This window comes from Cellulosimicrobium sp. AB352 (assembly GCF_049538415.1).
Classification (GTDB): Bacteria; Actinomycetota; Actinomycetes; order Actinomycetales; family Cellulomonadaceae; genus Cellulosimicrobium; species Cellulosimicrobium funkei.
Genome location: NZ_JBMVFX010000004.1, coordinates 14,844 through 30,717, shown reverse-complemented (window position 1 = coordinate 30,717; position 15,874 = coordinate 14,844). Strand labels below are relative to the sequence as shown.

Below are 15,874 nucleotides of genomic sequence, written 5' to 3'. Positions count from 1 at the left end.
ACACGCCCCACCGGCCTTCGGCCGACGCGCGCCCCTGTGGACGGACCCCCGTCCACAGGGGCGCGGTCGTGCCCGGCCCGCGCGGACCGCCGTCGGGCACGATCGCCGCGTGCTCTCCCCCTCCCCGCCCCTCGCTCCCGGTGCACCGCCGGGCGGCACGCCCGCGCCCGGGGCCGACGGCGGGGCATGGGTGCGCGTGACGGTCCACCCTGGCACGGACGTCCTGCTCGCCGCGGGTACACGCCTCGGCGACGCGCGACCCGCTCTCGCCGACCTCGGGTGCCGCCCCGAGCTGCGCACGGCACCGCTCGCCGTGGACGGCGTCCCCGTCGACGACGACCAGCGCTGCGGCACGCGTCCGCTGCTCCCCGGGGCGACGGTCACGGTCGTGCGGGCGGGGTCGGACCCGCGCGGTCGCGACGACGGGCCGGGTCCGGAGGGCGTGCTCGCGGCGCCCCGGCACGTCGCGGTCCTGGGCGGCCCGGACGCCGGGCGGCTCGTCGCCGTCGGGCACGGCGACCGGGGACGCACCCGCGTCGACCGGCTCGACGTCCGCTGGCGCACCACGCGGCGCGGCCCCCGGGTACGGGTGCGCGTGCCGCGCGGCACGCGCCGGGTGCCCGACGACGCGGCTCTCCTCCGTGCGCGACCGGCCCGGGCCGGTCGGCGGGTGGGCGCGTGGCGCGCGGTGCGCTGGCGCGACGGTCGCGCCCTGGTGACGCCCGACGGCGCGTACGCCCTGCGCGCGCGGCCCGCGCTCGTGCACGGTCCGCGGTCCGGACCGGCCGTGGGTCCGGACCGTCCCGTCGAGGCCGGCCGCCTCGGGACGCCGCAGCTCGCGACCGCGCTCGTGCCGGCCGTCGCGTCGATCGGGCTCGCGGTGGCGCTGCGCCAGCCGCTCCTCGCGCTGCTCGCGCTCGTGGGGCCGCTCGCGGTCCTCGGTCCCGCGCTCGCCGAGGCGCGCCGTCGCCGCGTCGCGCAGCGCGCCGCGCCGTCCGAGGCCGCGGCGGACGTCGGGGCCGCCCCCGGCACCGTGCCGGTGGACCCGCTGCACCCCCGGCCCGCCGACGTCCTGCTCTGGGCGACGGTCGCCCGGCTCGCCCCGGGCGCCGACCTGGCGGGGGCGGGGGCGGCGGGCGCTCTCTCGGCGCGCGCCGGGTCGCCGGGGGCGGCGCCGGGAACGACCGTCGGCACGACGTCGGGCGGGTCCGTGGGCGCGGCCGGCGGCGGGGCGCCGCTCGCGGCGCCGGGTGGGACGAGCCCGTCGCGGGTCCGGCTGCCGGACGGGTGCGTGGCCGTCGTCGGGCCCCGGGACGTCGCGCTCGCCGCGGCCCGGGCCCTGCTCGTGGAGGTCCTCGCGTCGGGGGCGCCACTGACGGTGCGGCCCGCGGCGCAGGACGCACCCGCGTGGTCGTGGTGCCGCTGGCTGCCGCACGCCCGCGCCGTCCGGACGCTCGACGCCGTGGCCGCCGCCGACCCGCCCGGCCTCGTCGTCGTCGACGGCCCGGTGCCTGCGGGCGAGCTCGCCCGGGCGTGGGAGAGGTGCGCACCCGCGGGCACGGACGTGCTGCTGGTGCTCGGGGACCGGACGCAGGTCCCGGCGTGGTGCCGGACGCTCGTCGACGTCACCGGAGCCGTCCCCGTCGTCACGGGTCCCGACGGAGCACGGGCGCCGCGCGAGCACGTTGGCGTGACCGCCGGGTGGGCGCTCGGCCTCGCGCGGCGGCTCGCCGCGGCCGAGCACCTCGGCCGGCTGGGCATCGGGAACGGGGACCGTACGGGTGAGCCCGACCCGGGCGACCCCACGGCGCGGTCGCTGCCGTCGGCGGTCGCGCTCGGTCCGCTGCTGGGCGCTCCGCGAGCGCCGGACCGGCTCGCGGCCTGGGTCGCCGAGCGCTGGCAGGACGCGCCCCGCCGGGACGGGCACGGGCTGCGGACCGTCCTCGGCGTCGGGCCCGGGGGCGCGCCGGTCGCCGTCGACCTCGTCCGCGACGGCCCGCACGTGCTCGTCGCCGGCACGACGGGCGCCGGGAAGTCCGAGCTCCTGCAGACCCTCGTCGCCGGGCTCGCGCTCGGACGCCCGCCCGACGAGCTGTCGTTCGCGCTCGTCGACTTCAAGGGTGGCGCGAGCTTCGGGGCGTGCGGCCGGCTGCCGCACGTCGTGGGCCAGGTGACCGACCTCGACCCGGGGCTCGCGGGACGGGCGCTGGCCGGGCTCCGGGCCGAGCTGCACCGGCGCGAACGGATCCTCGCCGCGGCGGAGGTCGCAAGCATCGACGCCCTCCCCCGGGGACGGCTCGCGCGGCTCGTGGTCGTGGTGGACGAGTTCCGCGCGCTCGCCGACGACCTGCCCGACCTCGTGCCCGGGCTGCTGCGCGTCGCCGCGCAGGGCCGGTCGCTCGGCGTGCACCTGGTCCTCGCGACGCAGCGGCCCGCGGGCGCCGTCAGCGCCGACGTACGGGCGAACGTCACGCTGCGGCTCGCGCTCCGGGTCGTGGACGTCGCCGACTCGCGCGACGTCGTCGACTCGCCGCACGCCGCCCGCGTCCCGGCATCGACGCCCGGGCGCCTGATCCTGCGCCGCGGCGCCGAGCCACCGGTGGCCGTGCAGTGCGCACGAGCCGGCGGGCCGCTCGCCCTGCCGGAGGCGCGCGTGCGGCTCGCGGACCCGTGGGGCGCTGGACGCGGCCCGTGCGGGCCCGCGCCGAACTCGGCGGACGACCATCTGCCGCTCCTCGTCGCGGCGGCACGCGAGGTCGCGGCGCGGTCGGGGCTGCGCGCCCACCCCGCGCCGTGGCTCCCCGCCCTGCCCGCCCGCGTCGGGCCCGACGAGCTCGCCAGGGTCGACGGGGTCGACGGGATCGACGGGATCGCCAGGGTCGACGGCGAGGCGGTGCGCTCCGACGACCGCACGCTGCCCGTCGCGCTCGGTGACCTGCCGGCCCTGCAGCGCCGCACGGTGGTCCGCTGGGACCCGCTCGATGGTCATCTCGCGGTCCAGGGCCGACCCCGGTCGGGCCGCACCACGGCCCTGCGCACCGTCGGGCTGGCCGCGCTCGACCGCGGCTGGGCGGTCCACGCGATCGGGTCGGGGCTCGCGGACCTCGCGGCGCACCCCGGCACCGGCACGGTCGTGGACCGGAGCGACCCGCGCCGTGTCGTCCGCCTTCTCCGGCTCCTGGCGGGTCACGACGACGGTCAGTCCCGACCCGCGGGGCTCGACCGCACGACCGGACGCACCCTCCTCCTCGTGGACGACGTCGAGGCCGTGCGGGGCGTGCTCGCCGGCGTCGCGGGCGGGGCCGGCGCCGACGCCCTCGCCGACGTGCTCGCCGACTCCCCCACGGCGGTCGCCGTGAGCGCGAGCGGGCCGACGGTCGGCGGCCTGGCGTCGCTCGTCGGCGTCAGAGCGGTGCTGGCCTCGCGCGACCGCCACGACGACGTGTCGCTGGGCGTGCCAGCAGCGCTCGCCGGGCAAGGCGGACCGCCCGGCCGGGCGGTGTGGCTCGGGCCGGGCGACCCGCTCGTGTGCCAGGTCGTGCTGCCACCGACCGTCGCGCGAGGACGAGCACGGCGCCCGGCGCCGCCCCTGCGGGGCGCGTTCCGGCTGCACCCGCTGCCCGACGACGTCGACTCCGCCGATCTCGACGTGGCCGGGCACGCGCCGGGCGGTGTCGACCCGGGCCCCGCCGTCGTCGTGACGGACTCCGGTCTCGCGGTCGCCTCGGCTGACGGTGACGACACGGACGTCGTACCCGGCCCGGGACCCACCTGCGGCCCGGTCGGTCGAGGCGCCGCAGACGTTGCGGTCTGCCGTGCCGTCGCGGACGTCGCGGTGGGCTGGGACGTCGCGATCGGCCGGGGCGGCGACGACGGCCGGACGCTGTGGATGGACGTCGCGCGGGGCGCGCTCGTCGTCGGGCCGCCCGGGAGCGGCCGCACGAGCACGCTCGCGCTGCTCGCCCGGCACGCGGCCGCCACCGGCTCGCTCCGCGCGGTCGTGAGCCGCGACGGCGCGCTGGCGGGCGCGGCGATGCCTGCCCCCGGGCGCACCGCGCGCACCACCGGCCGGGCCAGGAGCGGGAACGGCAGGAAAGACGGGAGGGCGAGCAGCAACAGCCATGGCAACCGGGACGGGAGCGGGACGACCGACTGGAGAGCGAGCGGCAGCAGCAACGGGAACCAGAGCGGGAACGGGATCCGGAACGGGAACGGAAACGGGAACCGGAACGGGGCGATCGTCGTGCGGCGGTACACGCCGGCGGACGTCGCGCGCCTCCTCGACACGCTGGAGGCAGGTCAGGGCGCTGCGACGTTCCCGAGCAGGGCGACGGCGCCGCGGGTCGTGGTGGTCGACGACCTGGACGTGCTGACCCAGCTCTGCGTGCTGGAGGCCGACCGGCTCGCGGCGCTGTGCCGGGACGGGCTCGTGCTGCTCGCGTCGGCGACCACGGGCGCCGCGGCCTCGGCGTTGCGCGGTCCGCTCGCGGACCTGCGCGGGGCGCGCAGCGGGATCGTCCTCGCGCCGCGGGAACGTGGGAGCGCCGAGGTGTTCGGGCACGGGCTGGAGTGGCTCACCGAACCCGGCCGACCCCGACCGGGCCGAGGGGTGCTGGTCCAGGGCGCGTGGCTGGCGCCGCTCCAGGTCGCCCGCCCGTGACGGACGAGAGCCGCGCCCGGCGCAGCGTCGGCCACGGCGGGGGCAGGGCCGGTCCTCCGGGGCCGTCAGGCGAACAGGCCGGGCCGCAGGCGTGCGCGCCGGAATCGAGCAGCGCGCCGGGAGTCAGGCAGCCGGGCGGACGTCGCGCGTGGTCGCCTCGACGACGGGACGCAGCATGAGGAGGACGAGCACCACGACGGCGAGCACGAGCGCGACGACGACCCACGGGGTCACGCCCACCTGGAGCGAGCTGACCGCGACGACCCCCTGGAGGATCTGCCAGGTCGCGACGGGCGACCGCGCCCAGCGCTGCCCGCGCAGCAGCCCGCGCACGCTCGCGGCGAGCACGGCCCCCACGCCGAGGGCGAAGACGACGAGGAAGACGCTCACCCCGAACGACTGCGAACCACCGCGGAGGAGCTCGACGAGGATCAGCACGGCGCCCACCGCGAGCGCGGCGATCTCGATGCCGACCCCGGCGACGAGCGCCGTCAGCGCGGGCGGCCGCGACCCCCCGTCGGACGACGGTCCCGGGGGCGTCGGGCGGGGCTCGGGCGGGGTTCCGGAGGGCTCGCGGGAGGGCACGATCACCCAGCGTACGCGCCGACCTGCGGCTTCACACCCGTGTGACGAAGGCCTCACGATTCATGCGACGGAAACTTTCTCGTAACCCCTTGTGCTGTGCTTCACGAGGTGTGAACCTGGTTCAAGCATCAATCACCCCCCGCCTCGAGCCCTTGGCCCGGGCAGCCCCCTGCCGGGTCGCCCAGCGACGAGTCATCACCTCGCGACCAGGCTCCCCTCTGCCCGAAGGAGACGACGAACATGGACTGGCGCCACCGCGCAGCCTGCCTCGACGAAGACCCCGAGCTGTTCTTCCCCATCGGGAACACCGGCCCTGCGCTCCTCCAGATCGAGGAGGCGAAGGCCGTCTGCCGCCGCTGCGACGTCGTCGACACGTGCCTCAAGTGGGCCATCGAGTCCGGCCAGGACGCCGGCGTCTGGGGCGGTCTCTCCGAGGACGAGCGCCGCGCCCTCAAGCGCCGCACCGCGCGCGCACGCCGCGCCGGCTGACACGCCGCTCCGCCTCCGGGCGTCGAGCAGCACGACGGGCCGTCACCCTCCGGGGTGGCGGCCCGTCGTCGTGCGGTGCCTCCGCTCCGCGACCCGTGCCGTGCGCGCCTCCGCGCGGCGGCCGCCGTCGTGCCGGCCGGTCAGCCCTGGCGGTTGCCGTCGCGCAGCACGAGCGCGAGCACGACCTGGGTGCCCCCGCCGGGCCGCGGCGACCACTCGATGGTGCCGCCGAGCTCGTTCGTCACGAGGGTCTGCACGATCTGCGACCCCAGGCCGCTCTTGGCGGCCTTGCCCGCCCGGGCGACGTCGCCGTCGGGCATGCCGACACCGTCGTCCGACACGACGATCCGCAGGGCCGAGCCGTCGCGCTCGACCGCGACCTCGACCGTGCCGGTCTCCTGCTTCGCGAGGCCGTGCTCGACGGCGTTCGTGACGAGCTCGGTGAGGATGAGCGCGAGGGGGGTCGCGTCCTCCGCGGGCACGAGCCCGAAGCTCCCCGTGCGGACGGTGCGCACGCTCGTGTCGGCGGAGGCGACGTCGGCCGCGAGGCGCAGCGCGCGACCGACCATGTCGTCGAACTCCACCTCCTCGTCGAGCGTCTGCGACAGGCTCTCGTGCACGAGCGCGATCGTCGCGACGCGGCGCATCGCCTCCTCCAGCGCCGCGCGCGCCTCGGGGACGTCCATGCGCCGGGCCTGGAGCCGCAGGAGCGCCGCGACGGTCTGGAGGTTGTTCTTCACGCGGTGGTGGATCTCGCGGATCGTCGCGTCCTTGGTGATGAGCTCGCGCTCCCGGCGGCGCAGCTCCGAGACGTCGCGGCACAGCAGGACGGCGCCGATGCGCTGGCCGGACTCGGTGAGCGGGAGCGCGCGCAGCGACAGCGCGACGCGCTGCGCCTCGATCTCGGTGCGCCAGGGCGCGCGGCCCATGACGACGAGCGGGAGCGACTCGTCCACGGGGGTCTGGTGCTCGATGAGGTCGGCCGTCACCTCGGCGAGCGACCGCCCGACGAGCGGGCCGATGACCCCCAGGCGGTGGAAGCAGCTCAGCGCGTTGGGGCTCGCGTAGAGGACCTCGCCCTCGGAGTTCAGCCGGATGAGGCCGTCGCCGACGCGCGGCGCGCCGCGACGCGGACCGGTCGCGGCGTTCGGGAAGGGGAACTCCCCGCGCGAGATCATCGCGATGAGGTCGTCCGCGGCCTCGACGTAGTTGAGCTCGAGGCGGCTGGGCGTGCGCCCGCTCCCGAGGTTGGTCTGCCGCGCGACGACGGCGATCGCCTTCCCGGAGTGCAGGACCGGGATGGCCTCCTCGCGCACGGCGTACGCGCCGAACCAGCGCGGCTCGCGCGAGCGCTGCGACCGCACCTCGGTGAGCGCGCGCTCGAGCTGCGGGCGCTGGCCCTCCGGGGCGAACGACCCGACGATGTCGTCGTAGTGGACGGTCGCGCCCGTCGACGGCCGGCACTGGGAGACGGCGACGAAGTTGCCGTCGCTCGTGGGCAGCCACAGCACGAGGTCGGCGAACGCGAGGTCGGAGATCACCTGCCAGTCGCCCACGAGCAGGTGCAACCACTCGTTGTCCGCCGGGCTGAGGTCGGCGTGGCGGGAGATGAGGTCACTCATGGCAGACACGGACCCCAGCGTAGAGGGGCGCGACCGGTAGAGTCCCCTCAGCGCCCGCGTGCGCGGTCGCCCGAACCGTCAGCCGTCCCGTCGGCCGGTCCGTCACGGGCCGGCGCAGGGCCCGAGGAGGTCCCGTGCACCTGAGCGTCGAGCTCCGCTACCCCGCCCCCGTCCACGCCGTCGGGGCGATGCTCGCGGACGAGGAGTTCGTCCGCTGGCGCGCCGCCCGCTCGGGCGGAGAGGGCGCCCACGTCGAGCAGGTGGACGTCACCGGCGGACCGGACGAGGGGTTCACCGTCACGGTGCGGCGGACGCTGCCCACGGACCAGATCCCGGCGCACGTCCGCTCGTTCGTCGGGGGTCGTCTCGAGATCCGGCAGGCGGAGGCCTGGGAGCCGGAGCGCGACGGCGAGCGGTCGGGCACGGTGTCGCTCGAGATCACGGGCGCACCGGTGCGCCTCACGGGCACCGTGACGCTCTCCCCGGAGGGGGACGGCACCGTCGAGCGCTACGACGGCGAGGTCAAGGCCAACGTGCCGCTCTTCGGCGGGGCGATCGAGCAGGCCGCGGCCGAGGCCGTGCGGACGGCGCTCGCCGCCGAGGAGTCCGCCGGTCTCGCGTGGCTGTCGCGCTGACCATCTACCGAGCGGCGCCCGGCCGCACCTGATCGGCGACCCGGCGACACCCGCCCGGCGACCGGTCTCGAACCGGTAACGATTTCCACAGAACCCGACCAACTGGTAGGTCGCCGAAACGCGCTGACCTGCGGCGATACCTGAGTGGGAGCGCGACCACACCCGTGCCGACCCGACCCAGGCTTGACACGGGTTCGGGCGGGAACGCACGATCAGGCCGTTGTGTGGAAGCGCTACCACATTGGAGGTGGGAGCGCTGCCACGACCCGCCCCACCGACAAGGGAGTCACCGTGCTGAGCAGCACCCGTACGACCCGCCGGCCCCGCAAGGCGATCGCCGCCGTCGCAGGCCTCGCGGCCATCACCCTCACCCTGACCGCGTGCTCGAGCGGCTCCGGCTCGGACGACGACGCGACGGGCTCCGGCGACGGAGACAAGATCACGCTCACCGTCGCGACGTTCAACGACTTCGGCTACACGGACGAGCTCCTCGCCGCGTACACCGCGGAGCACCCGAACGTCACCGTCAAGCAGACGAAGGCCGCCAAGTCCGAGGACGCGCGGACCAACCTCACCACGAAGCTCGCCGCCGGCGGCGAGGGCCTCGCGGACATCGAGGCCATCGAGGTCGACTGGCTCCCGGAGCTCATGCAGTACCCCGACCTCTTCACCGACCTCACCGACTCGTCGCTCGACGGCCGCTGGGTGGACTGGAAGGTCCAGCAGGCGACGACGACCGACGGCAAGCTCATCGGCTACGGCACCGACATCGGCCCGAGCGCGATCTGCTACCGCCAGGACCTCTTCGAGGCCGCGGGCCTCCCGAGCGACCCGGCCGGCGTGGCGGAGCTCCTCGGTGGCGAGGACGCCACGTGGGACGACTACTTCGCCGCGGGCAAGACCTTCGTCGCTGCGAGCGACGCGGCCTGGTACGACTCCGCGATGTCCATCTCGCAGGCGATGGTCAACCAGATCGACAACGCCTACGAGGAGTCCGACGGCACGCCCAAGGACCTCGCGTCCAACCAGCCGATCATCGACATCTACGACACGGTGCTCGAGCAGTCGACGACGAACGAGCTCTCCGCCGGCCTCGAGCAGTGGTCGGGCGACTGGGACGCCGCGTTCCAGAACGACGGCTTCGCGACGATGATCTGCCCCGCGTGGATGACCGGCCCGGTCGAGGAGCGCTCGGGCGGCGTCACCGGCTGGAACGTCGCGGACGTCTTCCCCGGCGGCGGCCTCAACTGGGGCGGCTCGTTCCTCACGGTGCCGGCCTCCGGCCCGAACGCCGAGGCGGCCAAGGAGCTCGCCGCGTGGCTGACCGACCCGGCGCAGCAGACGACGGCCTTCGAGAACGCGGGCACGTTCCCGTCGCAGCTCGAGGCGCAGGAGTCCGACGCCGTGCAGTCCTTCACGAACGACTTCTTCAACGACGCCCCGGTCGGCACGATCTTCGTCAACCGTGCGCTCGCGATCGACAGCGCGCCGTTCAAGGGCGCGAACTACTTCTCGATCCACACGACCGTCCAGGACGGCATCAAGCGCGTGGACGTCGAGAAGACGGACGACGCCGCCTCCTCGTGGCAGAAGACGCTCCAGTCCTTCCAGGACCTGGGCCTGTGACCTGACGGGGCCGGGGGCGGCACGATCTGCCGCCCCCGGCCCCGCGCGCGTCCGCCCGCGGACGACGCCCCGCACCCGCAGCCACCCAGCGCCACCGAGCAGCCCAGGAATCCCACATGGCCGTCCTCACGCCCACCCAGCCCTCGCCGGGGCTCAGCGGGCCGCCGCCGCGCACGCCGCGCCGCGTCGGCTTCTCCCAGCGCCTCAGCCGCTGGGACGTCAAGGTCTCGCCCTACCTCTACATCTCGCCCTTCTTCATCCTGTTCGCGATCACGGGACTCTTCCCGCTCGTGTACACCGCCGTGGTGTCGGTCTACGACTGGAACCTGCTCGGCGGCCAGGGCGACTTCGTCGGTCTCCAGAACTACACGGACGTCCTCGCGCAGCCGACGTTCTGGAAGTCCCTGCGCAACACCGTCTCGATCTTCGTGCTCTCGTCCGTGCCGCAGGTCATCGCCGCGATCGCGATCGCGGCCCTGCTCGACCAGAACCTGCGCGCCGCGACGTTCTGGCGCATGGGCGTCCTGCTGCCGTACGTCGTCGCGCCCGTCGCGGTCTCGATGATCTTCGGCCGCCTGTTCGCCGACCAGTACGGGCTCATCAACGAGCTGCTCGGCCTCGTCGGCGTCGACCCGATCCGCTGGCACGCCGACGCCCTCGCGAGCCACGTCGCCATCGCGTCGATGGTGAACTTCCGCTGGACCGGCTACAACGCGCTGATCTTCCTCGCCGCGATGCAGGCCGTGCCGCGCGAGCTCTACGAGGCCGCGATCATCGACGGCGCCGGGCGCGTGCGCCAGTTCTTCTCCGTGACCGTCCCCCAGATCCGCGCCACGATCATCTTCGTCGTCATCACGTCGACGATCGGCGGCCTGCAGATCTTCGACGAGCCGCGCATGTTCGACGCGCAGGGCCTCGGCGGCGCCGACCGGCAGTGGATGACGACCGTGCTCTACCTCTACGACGTCGCGTGGGGCAACCAGAAGAACTTCGGCCGTGCGGCCGCCGTCGCGTGGCTGCTGTTCCTGCTCATCATCCTCGTGGGCATCGTCAACTTCCTCGTCACCCGGCGGATCGCCACGTCGAACGCGCAGCCGCGCCCGCCACGCTGGGTGCGTCGCCGCCACGAGGCGCGCAAGCGCCTGCGCGCCGAGGACGCCATGTCCGCGCAGCGTTCCGCCGCGGGGACCGAGGCGTCCGTCCCGACCGCCGCCAGCCCGACCGACCGGAGGAAGCGATGAGCTCCGTCCCCGTCATCGCCCAGACCGCCGGCCCGGGCGCGGCCCGCGCCGCGTCCCGCCGCCGGAGCGCCGGGAAGAACGTCGGCGGCACGCAGCGCCGCCCGCGCTGGGTCACGTACACCATCCTCGGGATCGTCCTGCTCATCTCGGTGTTCCCGCTGTACTTCACGCTGATCCTCGGCTCCTCGACGCCCGAGGAGATCTCGCGCAGCGCGCTGCCCCAGCTCCTGCCGGACGCGAGCCTGTTCGACCGGTTCGCCGACGTCATGAGCTCGGACGCGATCAACTTCTGGAAGGCCGCCTGGAACTCCGTGGTCGTCGCGGTGCTCACGTCCCTCTCGGTCGTGCTGTTCTCGACGCTCGCCGGCTTCTCGTTCGCGAAGCTCCGGTTCCGTGGCCGCGGCCCGCTGCTCGTGTTCGTCATCGCGACGATGGCGGTGCCGACGCAGCTCGGCGTCATCCCGATGTACATCCTCATGTCGGACCTCGGGTGGATCGGCAAGCTCCAGGCCGTCATCGTGCCCGCGCTCGTCACGGCGTTCGGCGTCTTCTGGATGACGCAGTACCTCGGCGAGGCGCTCCCGTACGAGCTCATCGAGGCGGCCCGGGTCGACGGCGCGTCCATGATCCGCACGTTCTGGTCCATCGCGCTGCCGGCGGCCCGCCCGGCCGCCGCCATGCTGGGCTTGTTCACGTTCGTGCAGCAGTGGACGAACTTCTTCTGGCCGTCCATCGTGCTGAACCAGAACAACCCGACGCTGCCGCTCGTGGTGCGGTCCCTGCAGTCGAACTTCTTCGTCGACTACTCGCTCGTCATGGCCGGGATCTTCCTCGTCACGCTGCCGCTCATCGTCATCTTCATCTTCACCGGCCGCCAGCTCGTGGCGGGCATCATGCAGGGCGCCGTCAAGGGCTGACGCCCGGCGCCCCGCGCCGCACGACCCGCCCACCACCCGGTGGGCGCGGTCCGTGCTGCGCGCCGACCGTCGCGCGGGCGGGCCCGACCGGCCCGCCCGCGTGCCATCCCGCGACTTCTCGAAGGACAATCGACCATGACCAGCTTCGTCCCGTCCGCGCCCCTCCCCCCGAACCCGGCGACCGCGACCGGACGCGTCGAGATGCCCCCGGGCTTCCTCTGGGGCGCCGCGACGGCCGCGTTCCAGATCGAGGGCGCGGGGCACACCGACGGACGCACGGACTCCGTGTGGGACGCGTTCGCCCGCGTGCCGGGCGCCGTCGTGAACGGTGACGACGGCATGGTCGCGTGCGACCACTACCACCGGTACCGCGAGGACGTCGCGCTCCTGCGCGACCTCAACCTGGGGACGTACCGGTTCTCGACGTCGTGGGCCCGCGTGCGCCCCGACGGCGGCGCGGTGAACCCCGCCGGGCTGGCGTTCTACGACCGCCTCGTGGACGAGCTGCTCGCGGCGGACGTCCTGCCGTGGCTCACGCTCTATCACTGGGACCTCCCCCAGGCGCTCGAGGAGAAGGGCGGCTGGACGTCGCGCGACACGGCGTCCCTCTTCGCCGAGTACGCGGTGACGATGCACGAGGCGCTGGGCGACCGCGTCGGCGTGTGGACGACGCTCAACGAGCCGTGGTGCTCCGCGTTCCTCGGCTACACCGCGGGCGTGCACGCGCCCGGCCGGCAGTCGCGCGAGGACGGCCTCGCGGCCGCGCACCACCTGCTGCTCGGGCACGGCCTCGCGGTCCAGGCGCTGCGCGAGCGCGCGCCGGAGGCGAACCTCGGGCTCACGCTGAACTTCACGGTGTCCGACCCGGTCGACCCGCAGGACCCGGCCGACGTCGACGCCGCGCGCCGGATCGACGGCCAGTTCAACCGGATCTTCCTCGACCCCGTCTTCCACGGCGAGTACCCGGCCGACGTCCTCGAGGACGTCGCGCCCTACGGTCTGCTCGACCACGTCAAGGACGGGGACCTCGAGATCATCTCCACCCCGATCGACACGCTCGGGGTCAACTACTACAACGGCGGGGCGGTCTCGGCCCGCCCGCAGACGACGGCGCCCGGCACCGGGGGCGACGGCGGCGGTGGCACGCGCCCCGAGGGCGTCCGCGACGAGGAGGCCGATGCCGCGCCGGTGCGCCCGACGTCGTCCCCCTACCCCGCCGCGGACGGCGTGCACGCCCACTCGCGCGGCCTGCCGCGCACGGACATGGGCTGGGAGGTCCAGCCCGAGGGGCTGACGCGCCTCCTCACGCGCCTGCAGCGCGACTTCACCGGCCCGCGCGGCGTCGCGATGTACATCACCGAGAACGGCGCCGCCTACCCGGACCAGGTGGGCCCGGACGGCTCGGTCGACGACCAGGACCGGCTCGAGTTCCTCGACGCGCACCTGCGCGCGACGCGCGACGCGATCGACGCGGGGGCGGACGTGCGCGGCTACTTCGCGTGGTCCCTCATGGACAACTTCGAGTGGGCGCTCGGCTACACGAAGCGCTTCGGCATCGTCCGCGTCGACTACGAGACGCAGGAGCGCACCGTCAAGGCGAGCGGCGCCTGGTACGCCCAGGTCGCGCGCGACAACGCGATCCCGGCGCGCGAGACGCCGGCCGCGGACCCCGCCCCGGCCGAGTGAGCGCCACGGTGAGGACACGGTGAGCGGGCCGGTGCGGACCGGGGAGCGCGCGCGCCATACTGTCCCGATGAACAGCCTGCGCTCCGCGCCGACCCTGGACGAGGTGGCCCAGACGGCGGGTGTCTCGCGCTCGACGGCGTCGCGCGCCATCAACGGCGGCCTGCGGGTGTCCCCCGAGGCGCAGGCGGCGGTCGACGCCGCCGTCGCGCAGCTCGGCTACACGCCCAACCGCGCCGCCCGCTCGCTCGTGACGCGCCGCACGGACTCGATCGCCCTCGTGGTCCCCGAGCCCGACGAGCGCATCCTCACCGACCCGTTCCTCGCGGGCACGATGCGCGGCGTGAGCGCCGCGCTCGGCGGCACGGACCTGCAGCTCGTGCTGCTGTTCGCGCGCCCCGACGAGCAGCCGGGCCGCATCGTGCGGTACCTCAGCAGCGGCCACGTCGACGGCGCGATCGTCGCGTCCCACCACCGCGACGACGACCTCGAGGAGGCGCTCCTCGCGGCGCGCCTGCCCGCCGTGTTCGTGGGGCGGCCGTTCCGCCCGACGCCGGACCTCCTGTACGTCGACGTGGACAACGTCGAGGGCGGCCGCCTCGCGGCGCGGCGTCTCGTCGAGGCGGGCCGGCGCCGTATCGCGACGATCGCCGGCCCGCAGGACATGACGGCGGGCGTGGACCGGCTCACGGGGTTCCGCGAGGTGCTGCGCGACGCCGGCCTGCCGGACGACGCGGTCGAGATCGGCGACTTCGCCGTCGCGGGCGGCGCGGCGGCCATGGAGCGCCTCCTCGCCGCGCACCCGGACCTCGACGGCCTGTTCGTCGCGTCCGACCTCATGGCCGAGGGCGCGCTGCGCGTGCTCGCGGCCCACGGCCGCGACGTGCCGCGCGACGTGTCCGTCGTCGGCTTCGACAACCTCGCCACCGCCGCCACGACGTCGCCCCCGCTCACCACGGTCCAGAACCCCATGGTCGAGATGGTGCGCGGCGCGACCGACCTTCTGCTCGACCTCGTGGGGGGCCGCGGCGACGAGATCGCGTCGCAGGTCCTCGCGCCGGAGCTCGTCGAGCGCGACTCCGTCTGACCCCGCGCCGTCCGCGGCGCCGCGCGGCACCCGAGGCGTGGGGAGCCGAGACGCTGTGGGCGGTCGCTCGTAATCTGGCGTCGTGCACCCGTCCACGGAACCGGTGGTGGCCACGCTCTCGCGGGCCGACGTCCTCGCCGCGCGCTGGCACGCCCACGAGCTCGACCGGGCGCCGGGCGCGGCGGCCGCGCTGACGGACGTCGCCGTCCTCGACCTGGGCGTCCAGGACACGGGGTCCGACGGCGCCGCGTGGGCGCTCGCCGTCCGGGGCGCCCCGGACGTCGCGCCGGGCACCCTGCCGCCCGACCTCGCGCTCGCGTGGACGCTGCGCGGCGCCCCGCACGTCTACCGCCGCGCGGACCTCGCCGACGTCGCGACCGCGACGGCGCCGTTCTCCGAGGCCGACGCCGCCAAGCGGGTCTACGACGCGAGCCGACCGCTCCGCGCGGCGGGTGTCGCCGTGCTCGGCGCCCTGCGCACCGAGGCGCGGCTCGAGCGCGAGCTCGTCGAGACCCCGACCGTCAAGGGCGACCTCTCGACGCGGCTCACCGCGCGGCTCCCGGAGCCGCACCTGCGCTGGTGCGGGCCGTGCGGCGCCACCCACAGCTACGAGCAGACGTTCCGCCTCGCGGCCCTGCAGGCCGGGCTCGAGCTCGAACCGGGCTCGTCCCCGCCCGTGCTGCGGCGCGTCCCCGGCCTCGAGCCGCCGCTCTACGGGCGCCTCGGCGGCGACGCCCTGCCGCGCCTGGACGTCGTCCGCGGCTACCTGCGCTTCTTCCCCGCCGCCAGCGTCCAGGACGTCGCCGCGTTCCTCGACGCCCCGGTGAAGGACGTCCGGGACCGGTGGCCCGACGACGCGGTCCGCGTCGAGGTCGCCGACGTCGAGCCCGGCCCGCGGCCGACCGAGCGCTGGGTGCTCGCCGAGGATCTCGGTCGCGTCACGGGCGCCGCCGCGCGCGAGCGCGACGCGCGACCCGCGCCCGGCGCCCCGGTCGTGCGCCTCGTGGGCCCCTACGACCTGTTCCTGCAGCTGCGCGACCGCGCGACGCTCGTCCCGGACGTGGCGCGTGCCAAGGACCTGTGGCGGGTCCTCGGCCGGCCCGGGGCCGTGCTCGCGGGCGGCGAGGTCGTGGGCACGTGGCGGCCCCGCGCGTCGGGCCGTCGCCTCACGGTCCTCACCGACCCCTGGGTCCCGTGGGACGCCGGGCTCGCCGACGCCGTCGCCGAGCAGGCGGAGCGCCTGCGCGCGTACCGCGACGCGGCGTCCGTGACCGTCTCGCCGGTGCCGGACGCGCGGTAGCGACCGGGGTGCCGCGCGGTCGTCGCGGG

General features: G+C 75.6%; 11 protein-coding genes. 9 read left to right on the top strand and 2 right to left on the bottom strand.

Annotated elements, in window-relative coordinates; translation table 11 throughout:
* Window positions 1–109 precede the first annotated feature (109 nt).
* The gene (locus tag ACPCUX_RS04105) at window positions 110–4,660 is read left to right on the top strand and encodes an FtsK/SpoIIIE domain-containing protein (RefSeq protein WP_423388206.1); all 4,551 of its coding nucleotides are present in this window, start codon (window positions 110–112) and stop codon (window positions 4,658–4,660) included.
* A 123-nt stretch (window positions 4,661–4,783) separates the two neighbouring features.
* On the opposite strand, the gene ACPCUX_RS04100 is transcribed toward ACPCUX_RS04105, so the two are convergent.
* Window positions 4,784–5,245: a hypothetical protein gene (locus ACPCUX_RS04100; RefSeq protein ID WP_228485038.1), complete on the bottom strand. Its 462-nt coding sequence runs from the start codon at window positions 5,243–5,245 to the stop codon at window positions 4,784–4,786.
* A 240-nt stretch (window positions 5,246–5,485) separates the two neighbouring features.
* Here ACPCUX_RS04100 and ACPCUX_RS04095 point away from each other — a divergent pair, with 240 nt between their 5' ends.
* The gene (locus tag ACPCUX_RS04095; RefSeq protein ID WP_021481972.1) at window positions 5,486–5,734 is read left to right on the top strand and encodes a WhiB family transcriptional regulator; all 249 of its coding nucleotides are present in this window, start codon (window positions 5,486–5,488) and stop codon (window positions 5,732–5,734) included.
* Between the two features lie 140 nt (window positions 5,735–5,874).
* Here ACPCUX_RS04095 and ACPCUX_RS04090 read toward each other — a convergent pair whose 3' ends face one another.
* Window positions 5,875–7,356 (bottom strand): sensor histidine kinase, encoded by a 1,482-nt coding sequence (locus ACPCUX_RS04090; RefSeq protein WP_085387501.1) that lies wholly within the window; start codon window positions 7,354–7,356, stop codon window positions 5,875–5,877.
* Window positions 7,357–7,490: 134 nt separating this feature from the next.
* Here ACPCUX_RS04090 and ACPCUX_RS04085 point away from each other — a divergent pair, with 134 nt between their 5' ends.
* The 7 genes from ACPCUX_RS04085 to ACPCUX_RS04055 all read left to right on the top strand — a co-directional run bounded on the left by ACPCUX_RS04085 (window position 7,491) and on the right by ACPCUX_RS04055 (window position 15,845).
* Window positions 7,491–7,991, top strand: coding sequence for a DUF2505 domain-containing protein (locus ACPCUX_RS04085; RefSeq protein ID WP_021481970.1), 501 nt, complete (start codon window positions 7,491–7,493; stop codon window positions 7,989–7,991).
* A gap of 291 nt (window positions 7,992–8,282) precedes the next feature.
* The gene (locus tag ACPCUX_RS04080; RefSeq protein WP_034651856.1) at window positions 8,283–9,617 is read left to right on the top strand and encodes an ABC transporter substrate-binding protein; all 1,335 of its coding nucleotides are present in this window, start codon (window positions 8,283–8,285) and stop codon (window positions 9,615–9,617) included.
* Window positions 9,618–9,733: 116 nt separating this feature from the next.
* Complete coding sequence (locus tag ACPCUX_RS04075; protein ID WP_086150843.1) at window positions 9,734–10,858, top strand: carbohydrate ABC transporter permease; 1,125 nt, start codon at window positions 9,734–9,736, stop codon at window positions 10,856–10,858.
* Window positions 10,855–11,775 (top strand): carbohydrate ABC transporter permease, encoded by a 921-nt coding sequence (locus ACPCUX_RS04070; protein WP_034651858.1) that lies wholly within the window; start codon window positions 10,855–10,857, stop codon window positions 11,773–11,775. The genes ACPCUX_RS04075 and ACPCUX_RS04070 overlap by 4 nt, the downstream gene beginning before the upstream one ends.
* Before the next feature lie 135 nt (window positions 11,776–11,910).
* Complete coding sequence (locus tag ACPCUX_RS04065; RefSeq protein ID WP_423388205.1) at window positions 11,911–13,461, top strand: glycoside hydrolase family 1 protein; 1,551 nt, start codon at window positions 11,911–11,913, stop codon at window positions 13,459–13,461.
* A gap of 67 nt (window positions 13,462–13,528) precedes the next feature.
* Window positions 13,529–14,545: a LacI family DNA-binding transcriptional regulator gene (locus tag ACPCUX_RS04060; protein ID WP_423388204.1), complete on the top strand. Its 1,017-nt coding sequence runs from the start codon at window positions 13,529–13,531 to the stop codon at window positions 14,543–14,545.
* 106 nt (window positions 14,546–14,651) lie between these two features.
* Entirely contained in the window at window positions 14,652–15,845 is a 1,194-nt protein-coding gene (locus ACPCUX_RS04055) for a DNA glycosylase AlkZ-like family protein (protein ID WP_423388203.1), read from the top strand.
* Window positions 15,846–15,874: the final 29 nt, after the last annotated feature.

Excerpts from the sequence above, each read along its gene's own strand:
- ACPCUX_RS04060 (WP_423388204.1), top strand. The coding sequence starts at position 13,529 with ATGAACAGCCTGCGCTCCGCGCCGACCCTGGACGAGGTGGCCCAGACG.
- ACPCUX_RS04095 (WP_021481972.1), top strand. The coding sequence starts at position 5,486 with ATGGACTGGCGCCACCGCGCAGCCTGCCTCGACGAAGACCCCGAGCTG.
- ACPCUX_RS04090 (WP_085387501.1), bottom strand. The coding sequence starts at position 7,356 with ATGAGTGACCTCATCTCCCGCCACGCCGACCTCAGCCCGGCGGACAAC.
- ACPCUX_RS04065 (WP_423388205.1), top strand. The coding sequence starts at position 11,911 with ATGACCAGCTTCGTCCCGTCCGCGCCCCTCCCCCCGAACCCGGCGACC.
- ACPCUX_RS04070 (WP_034651858.1), top strand. The coding sequence starts at position 10,855 with ATGAGCTCCGTCCCCGTCATCGCCCAGACCGCCGGCCCGGGCGCGGCC.
- ACPCUX_RS04075 (WP_086150843.1), top strand. The coding sequence starts at position 9,734 with ATGGCCGTCCTCACGCCCACCCAGCCCTCGCCGGGGCTCAGCGGGCCG.